Annotated in this window: 15 protein-coding genes; 6 read left to right on the top strand and 9 right to left on the bottom strand. The window is 58.2% G+C overall.

What is annotated here, in order from left to right; all coding sequences use genetic code 11:
* The 3 genes from P2869_RS06935 to P2869_RS06925 are packed head-to-tail and all read left to right on the top strand — an operon-like array spanning position 1 to position 3,235.
* Positions 1 to 1,026 carry a cyclic GMP-AMP synthase DncV-like nucleotidyltransferase gene (locus P2869_RS06935; RefSeq protein WP_277597841.1) on the top strand — a complete coding sequence of 342 codons (1,026 nt, stop codon included), beginning with the start codon at positions 1 to 3 and terminating at the stop codon, positions 1,024 to 1,026.
* Entirely contained in the window at positions 1,023 to 2,750 is a 1,728-nt protein-coding gene (locus P2869_RS06930) for a ThiF family adenylyltransferase (protein ID WP_277597840.1), read from the top strand. Before P2869_RS06935 ends, P2869_RS06930 begins: the two co-directional genes overlap by 4 nt.
* Positions 2,735 to 3,235, top strand: coding sequence for a Mov34/MPN/PAD-1 family protein (locus tag P2869_RS06925; protein ID WP_277597839.1), 501 nt, complete (start codon positions 2,735 to 2,737; stop codon positions 3,233 to 3,235). Before P2869_RS06930 ends, P2869_RS06925 begins: the two co-directional genes overlap by 16 nt.
* Positions 3,236 to 3,664: 429 nt before the next feature.
* On the opposite strand, the gene P2869_RS06920 is transcribed toward P2869_RS06925, so the two are convergent.
* The 6 genes from P2869_RS06920 to P2869_RS06895 all read right to left on the bottom strand — a co-directional run bounded on the left by P2869_RS06920 (position 3,665) and on the right by P2869_RS06895 (position 11,402).
* Complete coding sequence (locus P2869_RS06920; protein WP_277597838.1) at positions 3,665 to 5,122, bottom strand: hypothetical protein; 1,458 nt, start codon at positions 5,120 to 5,122, stop codon at positions 3,665 to 3,667.
* Entirely contained in the window at positions 5,119 to 6,792 is a 1,674-nt protein-coding gene (locus P2869_RS06915; protein WP_277597837.1) for a VPA1262 family N-terminal domain-containing protein, read from the bottom strand. The genes P2869_RS06920 and P2869_RS06915 overlap by 4 nt, the downstream gene beginning before the upstream one ends.
* A gap of 82 nt (positions 6,793 to 6,874) precedes the next feature.
* Entirely contained in the window at positions 6,875 to 7,972 is a 1,098-nt protein-coding gene (locus tag P2869_RS06910; protein WP_277597836.1) for an HNH endonuclease, read from the bottom strand.
* Positions 7,973 to 8,112: 140 nt separating this feature from the next.
* Positions 8,113 to 9,825, bottom strand: coding sequence for a serine/threonine protein kinase (locus P2869_RS06905; protein WP_277597835.1), 1,713 nt, complete (start codon positions 9,823 to 9,825; stop codon positions 8,113 to 8,115).
* A complete protein-coding gene (locus P2869_RS06900; RefSeq protein ID WP_259552924.1) occupies positions 9,806 to 10,561 on the bottom strand; it encodes a hypothetical protein in 756 nt (251 codons plus the stop codon). The genes P2869_RS06905 and P2869_RS06900 overlap by 20 nt, the downstream gene beginning before the upstream one ends.
* 7 nt (positions 10,562 to 10,568) lie before the next feature.
* Entirely contained in the window at positions 10,569 to 11,402 is an 834-nt protein-coding gene (locus P2869_RS06895; RefSeq protein WP_277597834.1) for a vWA domain-containing protein, read from the bottom strand.
* 357 nt (positions 11,403 to 11,759) lie between these two features.
* On the opposite strand from P2869_RS06895, the gene P2869_RS06890 reads away from it, so the two are divergent.
* From P2869_RS06890 to P2869_RS06880, 3 genes are all read left to right on the top strand, one after another.
* Positions 11,760 to 13,847: an AAA family ATPase gene (locus P2869_RS06890; protein ID WP_277597833.1), complete on the top strand. Its 2,088-nt coding sequence runs from the start codon at positions 11,760 to 11,762 to the stop codon at positions 13,845 to 13,847.
* Positions 13,844 to 15,610 carry a UvrD-helicase domain-containing protein gene (locus P2869_RS06885; RefSeq protein ID WP_277597832.1) on the top strand — a complete coding sequence of 589 codons (1,767 nt, stop codon included), beginning with the start codon at positions 13,844 to 13,846 and terminating at the stop codon, positions 15,608 to 15,610. The genes P2869_RS06890 and P2869_RS06885 overlap by 4 nt, the downstream gene beginning before the upstream one ends.
* Positions 15,611 to 15,956: 346 nt before the next feature.
* Positions 15,957 to 16,085: a hypothetical protein gene (locus P2869_RS06880; protein WP_277597831.1), complete on the top strand. Its 129-nt coding sequence runs from the start codon at positions 15,957 to 15,959 to the stop codon at positions 16,083 to 16,085.
* On the opposite strand, the gene P2869_RS06875 is transcribed toward P2869_RS06880, so the two are convergent.
* The 3 genes from P2869_RS06875 to P2869_RS06865 all read right to left on the bottom strand — a co-directional run bounded on the left by P2869_RS06875 (position 16,082) and on the right by P2869_RS06865 (position 18,804).
* A complete protein-coding gene (locus P2869_RS06875; protein ID WP_277597830.1) occupies positions 16,082 to 16,441 on the bottom strand; it encodes a hypothetical protein in 360 nt (119 codons plus the stop codon). The two genes, P2869_RS06880 and P2869_RS06875, sit on opposite strands and share 4 nt — an antisense overlap.
* A 203-nt stretch (positions 16,442 to 16,644) precedes the next feature.
* Positions 16,645 to 17,232, bottom strand: coding sequence for a helix-turn-helix domain-containing protein (locus tag P2869_RS06870; protein WP_277597829.1), 588 nt, complete (start codon positions 17,230 to 17,232; stop codon positions 16,645 to 16,647).
* A 21-nt stretch (positions 17,233 to 17,253) separates the two neighbouring features.
* Positions 17,254 to 18,804 (bottom strand): tyrosine-type recombinase/integrase, encoded by a 1,551-nt coding sequence (locus P2869_RS06865; RefSeq protein WP_277597828.1) that lies wholly within the window; start codon positions 18,802 to 18,804, stop codon positions 17,254 to 17,256.
* Positions 18,805 to 19,010: the final 206 nt, after the last annotated feature.

The raw sequence follows: 19,010 nt of genomic DNA, 5'->3' as shown, positions 1-19,010 counted from the left end.
GTGTTTGATTGTCATAAAGAAATGACCGCCTTTCACGGCGAGGAAGTCACGCTCACGCAAGCGCAACGCGACGAGATGCGCGAGCGCAGGAACAACGGACGCACAAGGCTGGAAAATGGCCTGGATCGCGACGGTCACCCCCTGCCCGACCATCACTCGCAAGGCTCCTACGCGATGCACACGATGGTTCAGGATGACGACAACGAATACGACATCGACGACGGGGCCTATTTCAAAGAAGGGGATCTGGTCGACAGCGACGGCGACGCGCTCACTCCGCGGCAAGCGAAGGAGCGGGTCAGGGATGCGCTGGCGCAAGACAAGCGCATGGCGAGCGACGCCGAGGTCCACCGGAACTGTGTGCGGCAGCCCTACCCGCAGGGTTATCACATCGACATTCCTGTGTATCGGACGATCGTCGAGACCGGCCCCAAGGGAGAAAAAACGGAAAAATACGAACTCGCTAGCGAAGACGCGTGGGAAGTCTCCGACGCAAGAGAGGTCACGCGCTGGTTCAAAGACCAGGTCAGCAACGCCGGCGCGAACGCCAAGCAGCTTCGGAAAGTTGTGCGCCTGACGAAGTTCTACGCTCGCAGCCGCAAGGACTGGAAGGAAAAGACCGGGAGCGGAATCACGATCACGCGTCTTGTTTGCGACGAATTTTCCGCCGTTCAGGATCGCGACGACCAGTCGTTGCGCGACACGTGGAAGAAGATTCGCGCGCGGCTGATTCGATCCCTTAAGGTGGAACACCCTGTTGGCAACACGCCGCTCGCGAAAGAGGGGGACGAAAAGGTTGCGTTCTTGCGCGACAAGCTGAAAGAGGCGTTGGACACATTGCTCGTCCTCGACAACGATCCGACCCGCGGCGAGGCGCGCGCCGCATGGGACGAAGTTTTCAACACCGACTTCTTCTCCAAGCAGCCCACGCCCAACGGCGGCGACGGCGGTGAAAAGAAGTCACGATTCGTGGTCACCGACGATCGGCGCGATCAACGGGACGATGGCGGCAGGCGATACGGTTGAATACTGTTCCACAAATACCTGCCCCGGTAGCACATCCCTCGCCTGCCGAGAATGTCGAGGCTGCGCTGGAGAGGCTCTGGCCCGGCGAGTGGCGCCGGCTCCGCGCGGCGGAGCTCGAAGCGCTGCGCAAGCGGTTTCGATTCGCTCACGCGTGGCGCCTCGACATGCCACGCGCCGAACACCGCCACCCGCGCGTCGACCACGTCCTTCTGCTCATCGAGGATGTCTTCCCGCTTTCCGAACTTCGAATCTGCGCTCCCCAAGCCGATGGACTGCTCCATGAACGGTGGCCGCACGTCGAGGAGCTCGGTTTGCTTTGCCTTTCGCGCCGGCCGCTCGATCGCTCGATCCTAGACCGCGTTCAACTGGCTGTGTCCGATGCGGCAGAAGTGCTTCAAATGGATCCGGCGACGCGCAAGCAAGAATTCCAACGCGAATTCTTGTCTTATTGGGAGCGCGAAGCGAGCAACACGCCCTCGTGGAAGGCGCTCTTCCGACCGGCCGGTGACTCGCGCGTGGTCTTTTACGCGCATCATGGCCGCACCCTTGTCTTCGGCGAATCAGAGGAACAGGTCGTTTCCTGGTTGGAGCATTCTGGTGTGACCAACCCGCAAAAACCTCTGCGAGCTTGGTTCGCCATGCTCGACGAAGCGCTCGAACCAGCCGAGTATCCCGTCAACGGTCGCGCCTCGCTGGACCTTGTTGGGTCTGAACACGTCATGCCCCTGCTAGATCCGCCCAATGAATTTCCGGTGCTATTGGGCATGCCGACCGAAACCGGCGCGGTTTTCGCAGGCGTCAGACTCCGTTGCCCGCCAAAAACATCGATGTGGAAGGGCTTTCGCCCCGGCGCCCCGTTGCCCGCTCGTCATGTCGAACGCTGCTATGCCGGCCAAAAGGTGGAGCGCGTCAAAGTTTCGCGCACCGATCACTCATGGGTTCACGGCCGCGATCACGATCCAGTCGCAGAGCGCCTGGCCGAAAAGACGGTCGCGTTGATCGGCTGCGGCGCGCTCGGTGGCGAGCTAGCGCGCCTCCTGGTCCAAGCGGGCGTCGGCAAATTCATTTTCGTCGATGGAGACACTCTGGTGCCGGAAAACACTTCTCGCCACCTGCTCGGCGCGGGAGAAGCTGGCGACAACAAAGCGGTGGCGATGGCGCGGCGGTTGGCGAGAGACTTCCCGCACATCCGAGGGGTGTATCCGCTTGGCTGTAGGTTTGAAGATCTCTCCGCCGAACAGCTTGCAGAAATAGACGGCGCCGATCTGCTCATTACCGCGGGACTCTTCTTGCCGACCGACATCCGCGTCAACAAGCGCCGCCGCGACGCCGAGCAGAAACCGCCTTGGCTAGTATCTTGGACGGAGGAGTTGGCGTGTGCAGGCCACGCTGCGCTTCTCGCGGGGGACGCCGATTTGATGGACCTGTTCGACGAGGCGGGCAAGCCGAAACGAGTGATGACGTCCCAATGGCCGCCGGCTGTCGGCACGCTAGCGGAGGCCGGATGCGGAAACTTCTTTCAACCTTACGGCGCCATCGATATGCTCGGAACCATAGGGCTCGCTGCGCGGCTCGCGCTCGACGCATTGCTGGGCCGGTGCGCAACTTCAACGTATCGCATCTGGCTTGGAGATCGTGCACGCGCCGCAGCAGCCGGCGCCACTCTCGCTGGAGAATTCAACGCAAGCATGACTGAACGAGCAATCCCTTGGCCAAATCCATAATCGAAGACCAAGACAGAGCGCTGGTGTTCTATCACGTTGATTTTGAGCAGTCAGTCGAAATCAGCGACGGCGCGCTGGCGCATTTCCATCGTCACCGCCAACGCCGGATTTGCGCAAGAGAAGCTGGCGGACAGGTTTTCGGAACTGTCACCGCTGCAGTGGTTCGTGTTTTGGAAGCCTACGGCCCGCGCCGAACCGATGAACGGACACGGACATCGTTCCGTTCCGATCCTGTCGCCGCGCAACACGACATAGATAGCTGCACGGAGCGGGGACTCGTCTACTTGGGCGAATGGCACACGCATCCCGAGCCGAAACCGAACGCCTCGCCAACCGACTTAGACGCATTCACTCGACTCCTCGGTAGATCGAGCTTGCGCATGAACACCCTACTTTTGTTGATTCAGGGAACCGGCGATGGCGGCGATTCGCTCTCCCTGTATAGCGGACGCAGCAACGAAATCAAGCAATGGACAAATGGTTAGCGCTCAATTAGAACGATCTCGATTCGCATGGCGCGTTTGTCGACGCCTTCGCAGCGGCCGACCACGAGCAACCAAACCGGTTCCAATGCAACATAGCTTAATCGCTCCACAGCACCGGCCAGCGCAGCCCACCAGGGTAGGACCTTCCATCAGGATAGACCATTGGCGGCGAACGGCGAAGAGGGACATGGGCGCCAACCGAAGGTCGACGAATTGATGCGGGCACAGACCGGGCCACTCGACTTCGTCTCCGTTGCCGGCGCACACTCGTTCGGCGATAGGCAATCTCAGTCTTTGGCGGACGGCTTTCGCTTGTCAATCGGCGCGATGGCGCTCAGGCTACACGAGCTGGCCCCGTGATTTCGTAGAAAAAACGCGGCAAGCGCCTGCGCAAGCGCATTCCTGCGAAAGGTTCGAGCGACGGACCCCCTACCCCATTCGCCCAATTCCAAACATCATCTTCGAGTATCCGGTGCTGACGAACTCGGGCAGATATTGCTTCTCAGCAAGATACCCCTTCCCCTCGGCCCGCACGGCGTTCGCATGCGCATAAGGTTGCAGTCTCGACAACAAGCGATTGTGCTCCGACCAGCAATCAGTGATCGAACCGTGCCATCGGTCCTGGACCGAAGCGAGCTCGCGCAGAAGATCGTGTTCCTGTCTCAGTCTCTCCTGTTCATCCAAACACTCGAGACAATAGGCGACGATCGCGTAGTCGAGGTCGGACGAAACGATACGAAATAGATTTTGATCATCGTGCGCCCCGAAATTCCAATTCGCCCATCGTCGGTGAACACACGACCACATGTGCCTCTTCCTGTCTGGTGGCGCAAGGCGAGAGAATTCGTGCAAGCAAATCGCAACATGAGCCCGGCTATTCTCTCCGCCCGGGGAAAGATGAAAACTGTCCGCATATGCTTCCATCGCGTCGACCGACGCATGCGCCAGCGCCCTGCCGAGCGCAGCTTGCATCTGAGGGTAGCGCAGAGGAAAGCGATTGTAGGCCAGCATCCATTGCTTCCAGTTTTCACTGTCTTCCGAGGCATGGCCGAGTATTTCGGCAAGCAGCGTTGTCTCCTCTTCGTCAAGACTCGGAGTGCGGGATTTATCGTTGAAGCTCTCAAAGACGGACGCGAACCACGCCTTAGGATTGTTTGTTCGAACCCCGACGCGCAGCCGTTGTCGCCGAGGAAGCGCCTGCGCCGCCACCATGGCGACCTGGAAGGTAGCGATCCTATCGGTCGCCGCCACCAAACGCTCGAAATCGAATCGACACAAGCAACGAATCAATTGAACTTGAAACGCATTGGAAAAAATCGCATGCCGGAACTGCCCCCATAGCTCGCTGACCGTCAACCATTCGTTTTCGACTTCTGCGCGTTCGAGGCGCGCTACCGCTTGCCGCTCCCAATCTCGAACCACGTGCGCTTTGTGGAGATCAAACCCCGCGACAAAGCCCCCGTGGCCTCTCATCAACGCGTCGAACAACTCCGCGTTCCGGCCTATCCGAGATGGCAACTCGGCCCATTCCTGTTCCTCAAAACCGCAGCATTGGGCATACACAAGCAAAGCCACAATTTGTTCGAGTTTTGGGTCTTGGTCGACCCGCCACTCATCAAGCGCTTGAATGAACCACCGGAACAAGCCCGTCCACGCGACCTCGTTCTCCGGCGCAAGCTGCCCCTGCGGCGACCTTGCAGCGCGTATGAAATCGAATTCCTCGTAGAAAGCACCATATATTTCATTTGCCGAGTCCCGCTCTTCCATCGCCAACATCGGGTTCTCGAAACGCGCAATCGAGGCGAGGAGGCAGCGTGGCGAAAGCGATGGCCCATCGCTCTTGGCTGCTTCGAGAAATTTCAAGACGAATTCCTTGATATCCGTCATTCGTGTTTCCAAATCAGATGATGGGGGTCGTTGAGCTTGTTCCAGAGCGCGTCGAAAGCATCCATGATCAATCGGCCATTGTCCACGCGCTGCAAAATATGGTGAGCCTTTCCAGCGCTGTTCACGGATGTGCCGAGAGACCAGACCAACGGCTCTTCGCGCACATGCGGAAATATCAAGAAGCGATCGTGAAACTTGAACCCGGCAGATCCTCGTCGGATCCGATATTCGAGCCGCAATCCGTTGCAATCGCCGGCTGATCGTTCAAGGGTCGACCTTTGCTCTTTGACAAAAGCCTTCACGACGGCGTTGGGCAAAGCGGCGGCTGCGCTTCGACGCTCTGCCTTCCACTTCAGATAAGCCCTGAGCTGAGGATCCGAGGGACCAACCTTTCGGGCCTCCCGGGGCACAAGGCCTTGCGTCAGGGCGCGCAACGGAGCGCCGAACATGGAACAATGAAACAACGTGTCGAGAAGGTCTGTCGCCGACAGATACGGATCCCACAACCACGCCCCATGCTCCGCATGAGCGTTGATGAGGTGTCGCAAATCGTCCAGCGCCTTTTGCCGAGTCCAATCGATTCCTTTTTCATCCGGTCGATATTGAACAAAGTGACGTTCCTTTTCGAGGCGAGCCTCCTCGTTTTTATGAATGCGCTTGTGGGTCCATCCTCGATAGGAGTAGTGGTCAGGTTGTGCTTGCGGATCGACGCGCGCAGGCTGGCGCAACACCACTTGATGCGGGACAAGCTCATTTTTATCCGAAATGGAATAAAAAGTTCGCTGAGCTGGGTCGCCACTGATCCTTGACGACGAGATGGAAATCGCCCTGATGTAATAGAGCGGGCTCGTCGCCGCCAAAATCACCTGATGCTCGTCGTCCCAAATCAGATGGCGATTGGCCCCGGAGCTGTCGTGTGACCGTAAGATCGTGGACTGAGATTCCAGCGGCGCCGAGCCATAGCTGCATAGAGCGCCGTCGAATTCCATCGAGCTTATCGCGCGCAAAGGTCTCGGTTCCACTTCCGGATGCCATTCGACCTCAACCTTGAACTCCCAGTCGGTCAAGCTCTTCGCGAAGTTGTTCATGAGAGCGGTCACCGGCAATTGAATGAGAATGTTGCCGAGGCGGTCCGCCAAGCCCGCCAACTCAATGGGCACCCATTCAGTCACACGCGACGACAGCTCCTGCAACCGAGCCGGCTCCTTTTGGAACGGAGTGAGATGATGCTTAACGCTGTCGAAGAACTCGAGGACATACGAGCCGTTCCAAAAGTTGTTCTTGAGCAGCCTGTTCAAACTACTTGATTCCGTTCCATCCGGGGGAACAAATTGTGGCGCGACGGGAATCATTGTCCCCACACGCAGCGGCCCGCCCGAAAGCGACCAGTTCGCCGGGGCGCTCGATAACAAATTCAGCGCGGAAAACACGTCTTCGAGCTTCGTCATGTATCGGGCGATGCCGAATTTCCACTTTCTCAGCGAATTCAGCTCGATCGGTTTTGCGCCTTGAAGGAAGGAGAGTTCGCCAGTTCCCGTCGCATCAGCCCTCCGTTCCAAAACCACCAGGGTGAAGATGTTTATCGGGGGTTCACGTTGGTCCGGCGATCGACCAAACACCGTTGTCACCTCGGCATGCGTGTATATGCCCAACACACCAAACTCGGACACTCGTTTGAGCCACGCGAGCGAAAGTTCGTTTGACCACTCTTCCGGACGTGGCCTTCTGACATTTATCATGATTGGCGCGGACCTAGCCTTGGAAAACTTTCTCGCGGTGGAATTTCAGATAGGGAGCAAGTTCTTTCGGGACGAAACGCAACGACCTTGGGAGGTCGAGCGCGGCCCGATGCTTAGCGCCGAGGCGAGGTGACATTTGCATCCGCCCAGCGTCGTCGAACGTTATGAGCCCTTTATCGAACAGCGCATCGAGGTTCGCTGAGAGCAAAAGCCCGTTGTTGCTGTCCAGTCGTTGTTTGTGCGTGGAGACAGCCCACGGCTTCACGTGGGAAGCTCGCAGCACTTCGCGGCATTCGAGCCCAGTGACGGAGCAGGCTCCACCCCAAAGCCTAATCAAATCCTCTCGGAACTGCCCTTGGCCGCGTCGCGCATTGACGCGGGTTAGCACACTCGTCACGGGCTCGCTTCCATCGAACTTGTCGTCCGTCGCCAACGGCTCGGTCGGGGCGCACTGCATTGCGTCGGAGAGGCGCTTCCATTTCTCTCCTCGCTGAATTGCGGGGATCGCGTCGAGCATACGGGCGGCGGTCGCGGTGTTCAATTCGGTGTAACTGCCGAACATCCCCAGCAATCTAGCTTTTCCAGTGATCGTCCGCGGGTCAAGCGTTATGGGTTCGTCAAGCCACCAGTAAAAGTCGTCGGGACATATCCAGTTCGGGATCCAGTGCAAATCACGCTTCCAATCTCTCATGAATTGCTTTTGGTCGTTTTGATACTGTTCCTGCACGTTCGCAACCGCCCACGCATCCGCCCACAGCTTGTGCAGTGACAAATCTTCGACGATCTGGTCACGTTGCTCTCGATAGTGATCTTGCGAAAGTCCTGCAGCGTTTCCCGCAACTCCGACGAGCTGTTGAACGCCGTCGTGCGAAGCGGTCATGAAGATGAACGTTTGCCCGGCGTTGTCATCTAGAGGCGCGCTCCCCAGCCCTTCCGTGTGAAACACTCGATAGCGGAGCCCTCCACGAACGAGCAGCATTTGTGGAGAGTTATTCCATTCTTCGTGTCCGTATCCCTTGTCTTTTGGATAGCCACTAGTGGCGACGACCCCCGAAGGCACGACATAATTCCTTGTGTTCCAGAAAATCGGTTTCTGAATAAATAGCGCCATTTTTTTCTCCGTCCGAGGGTTCCAATTGCAGATATGTCGCCTGACAGCAAACTTGCGCAACCCTGCTGCCATCAACGACGGTTTTTCGATGCTGCCGTCGACAACCAAAAACGTTCATGCAATTGCCCCCTGGCGGCAGCTCAACGAAATAGCCAATCAAACAACCGTTGAAGCAAGCCGCGCTGCTGCGGTCGCGGTGCTGCCTCGGTGGGTCTGCCGCCGGTCGAACGGATCATTCCTTTCGGCCGTGAGCTGGGTTGCGCGGGCTGCTGCGCCGGACGCGTCGGCGGAGGGGGAGCCGACGACGCGCGGATGGCATTCAGCACGCTCTGATTGGGCGAAACGCGCGCTGGCGGTGGCGAAGCGGGCCGGGGCGGCGGTGTCGGCCCGGATGGCGGTGGCGGCATGGGCCGCGCCACCCGCATCGCACCATTCGGACGCGAGCTGTCTTGGACTTTGCCAAGGATCGTCCGATTGGCGGCAATGTCTCGCGAGGCCGGCGCATTGGCCGTCGGCCCGGCCAAGCGCCAGCGCGCATCGGCTTCAGAAAGGAGCGTCATTTGACCAACAGCGGTGACGTTGATCGAAAGATGCGTGTAGCGGAGTCTTTTGTTCTCAAACGGCGGCTCCATCAAGCCGATGACGCTAACCCATTTTCCAACCCAAGAATCGTCCGGCTTCACGCGCAAAGCGTCGAGCCCATCGCTCCATATTGCTATCTTGAAAATGCGCCCCTGCCACGGGCCGAAATTAACGAAGATGTAGGGCTTGCGATTCTTCGCAACATCGTGCTTCACCTCGACGATCTTCCCGATCACCTCGACCTTGTTGCCTACGCGCAGAAGGCAAGCCTCGTATGCAGTCGCGGCGAGGACTTCATACGCTCCGATGTATCCAGGCCTCGGCTTCCCTTCTACAATCTTGCCCGTCAGCACCACGGTCGCTGGGGGCGACGGCATGTTTATGCCCGCGATGAAGTCGGCCAACGTCGGGGTCTTCTGCATCGGCGAGGCGCAGATCGCGGCGAACGCCCTGGCTTTTTGCGCCAAAGTCGCCTTTGAAGCAAGCAGCGCAAACGCCGGCGACGAACTGGGGTCGATGAAATCGCTCGCACGAAATACGATTGCGTCGATTTCCGAGTTCGTCTTTCCCCAAATCGAGGGATCGGTTCGCAGCGCCTCAATCGACAGCCACAGCGAAATCAGCGAGAAGCGATCGAGCGTCGGGCCGAATGGATTGGCGTCTTTGCGGCCCGGGTGTTGGAAATTGACGTGCCCGACCTCCGCGCTGCCGAGATCTTTGATCTCGTCAATCCACATGCCGTCGTAGTCAATCAGTTGAACGCTCGCGCCACCACCGGACACCATGACGTTGCCCGTCTGAATGTCTCCGTGAGCGATGCGCTCCCTTTCGAGAAACACAGACAACGATTCAAGCGAAGAGGCCAACGGTCCCAAGGCTTGCGGAGAGCCGTGATTGTCCTCGAGAAACTCGCCGAGGGTCTCGCCTTTCGCCCAAGCCATCTTGACGATCGGATACTCACCGCCATCGACGCGGATTCCCTTGGGTTGGAACTGAAAGTCGAGAAAATACGGCGAGCGCAGAGAAGCCAGACGCCTGGAAATGGCCGTGTATCGCCGTTCCAACGCCCCCGACTCCCGATGGAAACAGCGCACAGCGTATTTTCTCGTCCCCGCCGTGATGGTGTAAGTCAGCGCGAACCCGCCGCTGATGGCGAGGGGCAGCCCCATGCCGGTCGTCCCCACCCTTCCCGCTTTGAGCTCGGGGTCGGCCAGCCACAACGAGTGGTTGTTGAAGGCGTTGTTGTATTGCTCAAGAGATGGATAGGCCATCGCGCGCTTCACGTTCAAACGAGAGAACGAGCAGCGTCGAGTCGTCGACCCGCATGCGCTTTGTCGCTCGCTCTCTCAAAACCAATTCCGCCAATTGCTCCGCGCTTCGCAATGACGCCAGCTCACGAAGTCCGTCGCCGTTGTCGCGTGTCGACGAGCGAAGAGCCCACTCGCCCAGCGCATCGGTCATGCAGAGCAGCCGTGGAGCGGTCAATTTACCGAGGTGAAGCGTCGTGCCGTGCCGCGTCCAAAAATCGCTCGCATCGAGAAAACCATTGTGGCGCTGTATGGTCGACAGCAACGACGGACGCTCTTGGAAGCGCTCGGGGTCGTCGAACGGCCAGGCGCTAACCAATTGATCCTCGTTGATCAACAGCGCGACACTGTCGCCAACGGCCAGCAGCTCCACGGCGTGATGCTCGGCAAGATACTCGCCACCCAGCAACGTGGCGAAGCTGCCGCGCTCAAAGGCCGCCTGCTTCGACCAGCTCATCGACGAAAAATCATGCGCCGCCTCGTAGTCCGCGAGAGCGAGGTCGACCCACGCCGGACTTATGCCGGGATCGTCGACAAAGCGATTCGCCAACAATTTGGCCCACAACCTCGAATTGAACGAATCGCTCGCGCCGTCCGACAGCGCGAAGCGGTTCGAGCCATCCGGGATCGCGAGCGCGTCTTCGTTGGCCTCCGGGCTGCCAGGCTCCTTCGGGACGCTGCCGGCAAACTCCTGTCTCATCGTAGAATCAACGCAATTGCGCGGCGCGTGTTCCGATGTCAAAGAACTGGACGATCTCCGCGGCTTCGGCGTTGAACGTGAATCCGCGCGCTTCCATGGCAACGGCGGCGCCGTCGTTTTGCGCGAAGCGAATCAGGTGGTCGGGCAGCGGGCTCGACATCCGGAACAGCATCTTCGCGAAGCTGTCCGGCAAGCCGGACTCGGCCGACGGAAAGCTGATCGGGTTGTGTCCCAGCGTGCTTGCATGGAGATTGAACAGAAGCACCTCGCCGTCGTTCGTGCGGATCTGCCGAACGTGGCTGGCAAGCTCCTCGGGATCGCCGTCCGTGGATTCGCCGTCGGTCACGTGAAGGATCGTCGGCGGATAGCTGTCGGGGTGGGCGTCGCACCAGGCGACGAGTTCTTCGGCGGCTCGGGTCAGCGCCGCGCGCATCGGCGTCCCGCCCGTGGCGACCGGATCGAACCAAATGGGAAACTTGATCGCCGTTTCAACGATGCCGCCCGCTCCGTCATCTTGCTTGCGCTTGCGATCTTCGATTCTCGACGGATTTCGCTCGAATGCCGAGATGGGATGCAGGATTTGTGATCCCAGCTCGCCGGACAACCCGTTTGACACGCCGTTGCCGTTGTATCCGATAACGCCGACGTCGAAGTAATCTCGAACCCCTTCGGATTTGGTGCAGCGAGTCACCAAATTCATCAGCGTGCGATTGAGCGCGTCGGCGACAAACTCTGCCTTGCTCTTGCCTGAGGACATTCTTTCCGACATCGAGCCGGACTGATCGACGACAAACAAAAATGCGGTCGGGCCGTTGCGGCTGATTTGCGCTTCGTATGGCATTGTTGGTCTCCCATAGGGTCGCTGAATAATACCAGCCGTATTGTTTCGTCTCAAATGTCATTCCAGCGCAACGCCGGTATCGCTTTTCGGCGCCTTTTTGGAGGCGGCGAGCCGACACTGGAAGCGCATCGACCGCCGCTCGCTTGCTCGATTGTTCAGGTGATTCTGTTTGACCTTCGATTATGCGAATTGATTTAAACCGAGAGTGTCCCCATGGATCGCGCTGCTGTCAGCGATGCATGAAAGTCGCCAAATCCCAAAGCATACGAAGCAGTTGCCATCGGTCTCGAACTCGCACAGACTCATGAGCATTCCGGAGACCACTCGACGTCCAACCTGACAAGGCGCGGCTACAAAATGAAAGTCGTTTCGCTAGAAATTGAAAATTTTCGCGGCGTCCGGTCGGCGAAAATCTTGCTGGATGGGCACACACTGCTGATCGGCGCAAACAATGTCGGGAAAAGCACTCTCTGCGAAGCGCTCGACCTGGTGCTCGGGGCAGAAAGACTGAACCGCCAGTCTCCGATCGACGAATTTGATTTCTACAACGCAAAGTATATGGAGCGGCAAGCGGCTGATGAGTCGCCCAAGATCGTAGAAATTCGTATCGAAGCGACGCTCGTCGAGTTCGGCGACGAGATCGGAGATCGCTGCGGTGGCCACACCGAATTCTGGCATGTGAATGAAAGGCGCCTTCTGGGGGTGGGCGAGATCGATCAGGCGAACGCTCCTGGCGCCGTTAGGTGCCTGAGAATCGTAACTATCGGACGGTATGATCCGGAAGAGGATGAATTTCACGCGGAAACGTTTTTCAGCCACAGCCCCGAAAGGGCCGAAGGCGAGCTCGCTTCCGTGCCGCGCTCAATCAAGAGGGCGTTTGGGTTCCTCTATCTGCGGACGCTGAGAACCGGGACGCGGGCCCTCAGCCTCGAACGAGGCTCGCTGTTGGACATCATCTTGCGGACCAAGGGAGGAGGCGCGCGAACCCAACTGTGGGAAGAGACCATCGAGCAACTGCGCAAGCTCGACGTCGAATCTAGCGCCGCGGAAATCGCGCCGATTTTGCGCAAGGTCGAGAGGCGCCTTGGGCGCTACGTTGCTCTCGAAAGCCCTGGCAGCGCGACCAAACTGCACGTCTCGGATCTCACGCGCGAGCACTTGCGCAAAACGCTGTCGTTCTTCCTGGCGCTGTCGGCAGATCAAAGCCACGTCCCATTTCCACACGCAGGGACTGGAACGATCGGCACGCTGATTCTCGCCATGCTGTCGCTAATCGCCGACCTCAAACCGTCCACAGTCATATTCGCGATGGAAGAGCCGGAGATCGCTCTTCCGCCGCACACACAACGACGCATCGCGAACTATCTGAAAACGAAGAGCACGCAAGCCTTCGTGACGTCGCACTCTCCTTTTGTGATCGAGCAGTTCGATCCATCGCAAACGATCCTTCTTTCACGCGAGGACGGGGTAGTTTCTGGCAAGAGGGTCTCCGAGGCGACGGGGCTAAAGGAAAACGACTTCAAGCGCTTCGCTCGTTGGGGGCTCTCGGAATGCATGCTCGGCAAAATCGCCATCGTCGTCGAAGGCATCACCGAATTCCATGCGCTGCCCGTGATCGCTCGCCGCATGGAGGATCGCGACGAAAACCTTCAACCGCTCGACATTGCCGGCGCCGCTTTCTTCAACGCGGACGGCGACGGAAACGGCCCTAAGTTTGGCCAATTTTTCAAGACACTTGGACTGTGCTCAGTGGCGTTCCACGACACGAATCCAAAGCACTCCGACGCCAAGGTCAAGGAATACGTAGACGCGTTCGACATTGACTTCAAACATCCTGAGAAGGGCTTTGAGCAATTGATGGTGAACGAAGTCCCTGCTGATCGACTGTGGGCATTCTTGCAGGAAATCAAGGAGAGCGGCGAAAGCGGAAACGTCGGGATTCCGGCGGAAAAACCGGACGAGAAGGCCATCCGGGACACCGCCTTGAAGGCGTTCAAAAGCGGCAAGGGCGCGGGGTGGGCCGCTCGCTTGTTCGAGATGTGCTCATTCGAAGAGCTTCCGCCCACGGTGATCAAATTCTTGGAGCAAGTCTACGAGCTGAGTCCGACGCGCGACGCCTTGGATGCGGATGACGATGCCGACTCTGATGCCGGCGCCAATGCAAAAGGCGCGGATGCTGACATCAAACTCACGGGCGAGCCATCCTCGGAGACACCCTCAGCGCCGGGCGCATCGTCGGCAGCTGTCGACGCCGGCGCAGCCAATCAGGGCACGGCAAAGACCTCGGCCGAGTTGCTCGACATAAAACCTCTATCCCCGGAAGATGAAGCCGGGATGTCTCGCTCTGAATCTGCTCGGCGCGCTCGCAGCCCTTCCGCGAAAAGAGCCGAACCGCCTCAAATTCCGCCGCCGCGGCCTAGCGCCCTTGATGGCGACGACGAATGAATCAGCCTGACCTGCGGCAACTCATCCTCGATTGCGAGGGGCACGCGCTCGTGCTCGGGGGGCCTGGTAGCGGGAAAACGACGATCGCGCTCAGGAAAGCGGTCAAGCGGATCAAGGGCGGCCTCAGGCCGGGGCAGCGGGTGCTGTTTCTCAGCTTCTCGCGCGCCGCCGTTGCCCGAATCGCCGACGCCGCAAGCGTGGAGGCTAGCGAGCCAGAACGCTCGCAACTCCTCATTCAAACTTTCCACTCATTCTTCTGGGACGTGCTTCGAGCCAACGCTTATCTTCTCGGCGCGCCCAAAAAGCTAAAAATCCTGTTGCCGCAAGACGAAAAGGCAATGTCGGGCGGCATCGACAAGGACGACGATGGCTGGAAAGAATGGGACGCCGAACGCCATCGCCTTTTTCACAATGAAGGACGGGTGGCATTCGACCTGTTTGCACCGGCCGCCGCTGATCTGATCGAACGCAGCGCCCTGCTTCGCGAAGCGATCGCCAGCCGCTACCCACTGTTCATCGTCGACGAAGCGCAAGACACGGGGTTACATGCATGGAACTGCGTGAAACTGCTCGCGCCCCTCACGCAAGTAATCTGCCTCGCAGATCTCGATCAGCAGCTTTTTGATTATTTGCCCGGCGTGGGCCCCGAACGAATCGCCGAAATCCGGCTCGCGCTGCAGCCGCAAGAAGTAGACTTCGGCGCCGAAAATCACCGAAGCCCGGGCACGCAGATTCTCGAATTTGGCGATGACGTGATGCACAATCGCGTGCGAGCTCAGCCGTATAAAGGCGTCTCGTGCATCGGGTATCGGCCTAAGGACGTGAACTGGAATCATCTGCTGCGTCGGGCCTTGGCGGCAATCTACAAGACGGTCAAAGACCAGACAGGAAAACGCGCCGAAACTATCGCTATCATTGCCTCCAACAATCGGACTGCGCTTCGCCTGTCCAACGCGCTAAACGCGCTCGGCTCGTTCGCCGAAAAGGGCAAAGCCGTCTCGCATCGCTTAATGTTCGATGAGGCCGAAGCTCTGCTATGCGCGCGGCTCGCGGCGTTTCTGTTGCAACCCAAATCGTCGGAGCAAGTCGACAGCGACATCGCCACAGCGATCGAAATGCTCGCGAGAGCCAAGTCGGCCACGGGCCAAGGCCACAAAGCCGTCGCGAAATTAAGAGAGCAAGCCGCGAAGATCCGCCAAGGGAAAAGCCTGTCCATCAATATCGCCAAAGCATTCCGCGCCGTGCTCGAAGCGTTGCATGCGGCGCCCTTTTCGGGCGACCCTGGAAAAGATTGGACGCGAGTTAAACACGCGTTGAGAGACAGCGCGCAGGCGGAGTTGACCCGCGCCGCGTCGCAGCTCGATTACATCGTTGCGCTGCGCCGCGGCCATCGGATTTCGACGGCGCTTGCCGACGAATGGCTTCGAGACGGTGCATACACGAACGCCATCGAGGCGCTCGACGCGGCGTTTGCACAGGAGCAGCTTCTCGACGGAATCGATGCTCCGACAGGCATCCACATCATGAATGTGCACAAGGCAAAGGGAAAGCAGTTTGACGGAGTGATCGTGGTTCGCGAAAGCCGTCCGAGCCGAAACGGGTTCGAATCATCGTTCGTTTGGCGAGACGATACGGTTCCATACGCAAAAAGCCGACGCATCGTCCGCGTCGCGATCACCAGGGCGCAACACCATGCGCTGATTCTTGACCCAATGTGGCCGCGCTGCCCGATCGTTGGCACTCATCGATTGGCACGGTCCTGAGCCGGGCAACCTCGGCCGAGATACAACACGGAAATGACGATATGAGACCAGGTGAATTTCAACGATGGCGCTTGCCAATCGAACCACTGGTTTGACGAGGAGCCCGGCCGTCGGTGTCCCTTCGCATCGACCTGCGGCTCCTATCTGCCAGTTGCCGCACCCGACAAACCTCTCGACTAGGAACTACTCAGATTGCCAGCACCGAGTCCTTCAACCCGCAACAAGTGCATCTATTGACAACGACTCGAAACGTGCTATGAACTCTCCAGCGAGTGCGTGCAGTTCTTGCGAACAACCTTCGAAAACTGGTTTCGCTTCGCTACCTGTTGATAATCGGAGAATCGAGATGGAAAAATCGACCTTGCGCAGAAAGATTTCAATATTTTTCAATAGCCGAGCCGGAATGGCAACGATTGGCATTATCGCCGCGGTTGCCACTCCGACTTTAGCCCTGTTCGCCAAGCTAATCGCTTAACTAAGCGCCTTGGCAACCATATCAAATACGAATGCCGCCGCGACGAAGAGGACTCCGAGCTCGCAATCCTTTGAAGATTTTTTGATCAGATCCCTTACGGCACCTGGGAAATTGTTCGGATTGACCACAGCAGCATCTAAATCTTTTGCGTCATCTCTAAGTAAAACAACCCCTCTCGAAATAAACATTACTCCGATGAAATTCAGAAAAGTCACCAAATATTCAAACCAATCCGACAACGTCAAATCGCGGCGGATGAACATCCTCTGGGTCACGAGGTGATGATTCACAAGAAATATTGGAACGACCCTGAATACAAAAACCAACAAGATTCCAATCACGATGAAAATCGTCATAAATTGGACCGTTGAATATTCAACATCTGTCTTATCTTTTATTTTTTTCGAAGCCTTAAGAAGTCCGCTTTCAATCTTGGCAGCAGTGTTAACTAGCAACCCCATATCATCCCCATTTTATTAATGAAGAAAGTTCACACACCCCCATCGAAGCTCTTGGGCGCATCAACCAGGAATCCCTCTTTAAAGATAGGTAAGTATAGTCAATTTTTATCGACCCCCTCATCGATGTCCGTCGCCTCCAGAGCTGAAGCTATTTTTTGATAAGCCATATTCAGAGCATTCAGAACTCCATCGGAGAATTCTTGATGCAAAGATAAGTGAACCCACTGGCGACCAGCCACGTCGATCACAGGCAACCAAACGACATCTAATGACGAAGAACCCAAGCGTTCAATCGCTACACTAAGCGACGCGTCTCCTGCCTGGCCTAATACCCGGCCCGCCACATCGAGATAAAAGGGTTCTTCGGCAACGAGATCGAAAATCGTCTTGAATGCGTGCCCTCTCCTCACCGCAGCCTGCATCGCATTAGATACCTGGTTTGCCCTTTGCCAGGCCAGCAGGTCTTCTTTCAAGTAGAAGCATTTCTGGTTGCCACCTCTCACTCCGGCAGCGCCTCCTTGGATATAAGTAGGCCCACTGCCGTCGAGGCGCATCCGCTCCATCGTCTTCGGAGAAAGTCGCAGAAAAAGAGCGGCCTCTGCCGTTGTGAGCGACGCCTGATCCGGCAGTGCATGCAACGCTGACAGCACCTCGTATGTATTTAAAGCAGCATCAAGGGACATCATATTCCCCTCGGAGGTCATTCATTATCTGACGGCGTCCGGCAAAGCCATCTTTTTCTCGCTCACATTTGCCTGCTTGCGCGGCCGGCCCGAACGCGGCTTAGCTGGCTTGCATATATGCGGATCTGGTGCAAACAACGGAGGCCAGTCGACCGGTTTCAACGCATTGTAGATGTTCGGCGTTTTCGACAAAACCGTTTGCTCGATTCGCTCCATCCATTCGCGAAGCATAAGCCACTCTGGCTTCGTGTATGTGTCCGTGACGCTGGCGTCAGCGTGGTTGAGAAAGCGCTTCTTCACGGTCTCCGGCACGTCGAGCGAAGTCATGACAGCCCCGAAGGAGCGGCGCAGATCGTGGGGCGCCAGCTTGGCGATCTGAGACTCTTCGCGCAGCGAGGCCAGCAGCGCGGTCGCGTCGGAGTAGTGCCCGCTCTTGGAGAACTTGCTGCGCGCCGGGAAAACATACGCGCGTGACTTTGCTCCGAAACCCCGCCGCAATGTCTCCTCCGCCGCGGCCTCCTGGCGACGGCGAAGCAGCTCCGTCGCCATCCGCCCGAGCGGAATCCGGTGATTGCGACCGTTCTTCGTCTTATGCAGAAAGACGTGCGGCCCGTATTCGCCGTCCTCGCCGAGCCACACGTGGCTCGTTGTTTTCAGTTCATCGACGGGCAACAGCTCGGCCCATTTGCACTTCGCATGCTCCGACTTCCGGCAGCCAAGCAAAAGCATGAGGATGAGAAAGTCGACGCCCGTGCGGTTGTCGTTCTCGAGCCGCTTGCTCCACGCGGCCTCGAGGAAGGGGCCAAGCGTCTCGCTCGGCGAAAGCGGATTCCGAGCGCCCCGCTCCTCGCGCTCCCGCGCGATCTGCGCGCGCGAGCGATACATGCCGTGCAGCGTCAGTATCGTGAACGGATTCACCGTCAGTGCCGGCGCGCGCCCCTCGTGTGTCGCGTCCAGCATCTCCTTGCCAATCGCCCATTTCGTCGCCGTCGACGCCAAGCGAAAGGTTTGCTCCGTCGCTGTGGGCGTCGCCGCGCCCTTATGGAACTGCTCAATGATCTCGTCGGTCCTGAGCTCTTTGAGCTTGCGCGGCGCCCAATTCCACTCCTTGAACTTGTTCGCCGCACGGTCAACCGCGCGAAGCGTCTCCGGGCTAGCTCGACGCTTGACGCGCGTCGCAAGGTGGTTGCGGTAGGACGCGACGACATCCCCCAAGGTCGGCTCCAAGGCGCTAGCCTCCCGCCTTGATTGGTTCGGGTTCTTGCCCGTCTCGACCATCGCCCTTGCGAGCTCTGCGGCCTTCTTGCGCGCCAGCCCCAAGTCGAGAAAGTCGCTGACGTTGCCCACCGTGGGCATGATGGACACGCCGTCCACCTTTCGACGGATGATGTAGGTCTTTTTCCCAGCGACACGAACCCCAAATCCGGGCGGCGCGTCGCGGTTCGAATCCCATAGAATGTAGGGCTTGTTTCCGACGTTCGCTTCGAAGACCAACGCGCCCTTGGCGTCGAGCCCGACCGGCCTGTCGCTGATCTTCAAGCGCTTTATCAGCGCCAAATTCAAGTCTGCTTTCACGGTTGTTGTTCGCTTCGAGTGTATGAACGCCCTCGGGCAAGGGGGACTGGAGAATCACTGCCAAGCCCTTGCTGCATATGGATTTAGCCGTTCGGCCGATTTCCGGGGGACTGCTCTCGAAGTATAGTCAACGAACGGGCGCTGAAAGTCCCCGTTTGCTCCCCTTTGACAGCGGGGAACATGGCGAAAAATGGGAGCGAATGTCC

This window comes from Paraburkholderia sp. SUR17, assembly GCF_029536165.1.
Lineage (GTDB): Bacteria > Pseudomonadota > Gammaproteobacteria > Burkholderiales > Burkholderiaceae > Paraburkholderia > Paraburkholderia kururiensis.
The sequence above is the reverse complement of the archived record's forward strand: the minus strand, read 5'-3'. Positions and strand labels throughout refer to the sequence as shown.

Coding starts and splice junctions, on each gene's coding strand:
- P2869_RS06920 (WP_277597838.1), bottom strand. CDS start 5,122: ATGACGGATATCAAGGAATTCGTCTTGAAATTTCTCGAAGCAGCCAAG.
- P2869_RS06910 (WP_277597836.1), bottom strand. CDS start 7,972: ATGGCGCTATTTATTCAGAAACCGATTTTCTGGAACACAAGGAATTAT.
- P2869_RS06905 (WP_277597835.1), bottom strand. CDS start 9,825: ATGGCCTATCCATCTCTTGAGCAATACAACAACGCCTTCAACAACCAC.
- P2869_RS06900 (WP_259552924.1), bottom strand. CDS start 10,561: ATGAGACAGGAGTTTGCCGGCAGCGTCCCGAAGGAGCCTGGCAGCCCG.
- P2869_RS06895 (WP_277597834.1), bottom strand. CDS start 11,402: ATGCCATACGAAGCGCAAATCAGCCGCAACGGCCCGACCGCATTTTTG.
- P2869_RS06890 (WP_277597833.1), top strand. CDS start 11,760: ATGAAAGTCGTTTCGCTAGAAATTGAAAATTTTCGCGGCGTCCGGTCG.
- P2869_RS06885 (WP_277597832.1), top strand. CDS start 13,844: ATGAATCAGCCTGACCTGCGGCAACTCATCCTCGATTGCGAGGGGCAC.
- P2869_RS06880 (WP_277597831.1), top strand. CDS start 15,957: ATGGAAAAATCGACCTTGCGCAGAAAGATTTCAATATTTTTCAATAGC.
- P2869_RS06875 (WP_277597830.1), bottom strand. CDS start 16,441: ATGACGATTTTCATCGTGATTGGAATCTTGTTGGTTTTTGTATTCAGG.
- P2869_RS06870 (WP_277597829.1), bottom strand. CDS start 17,232: ATGATGTCCCTTGATGCTGCTTTAAATACATACGAGGTGCTGTCAGCG.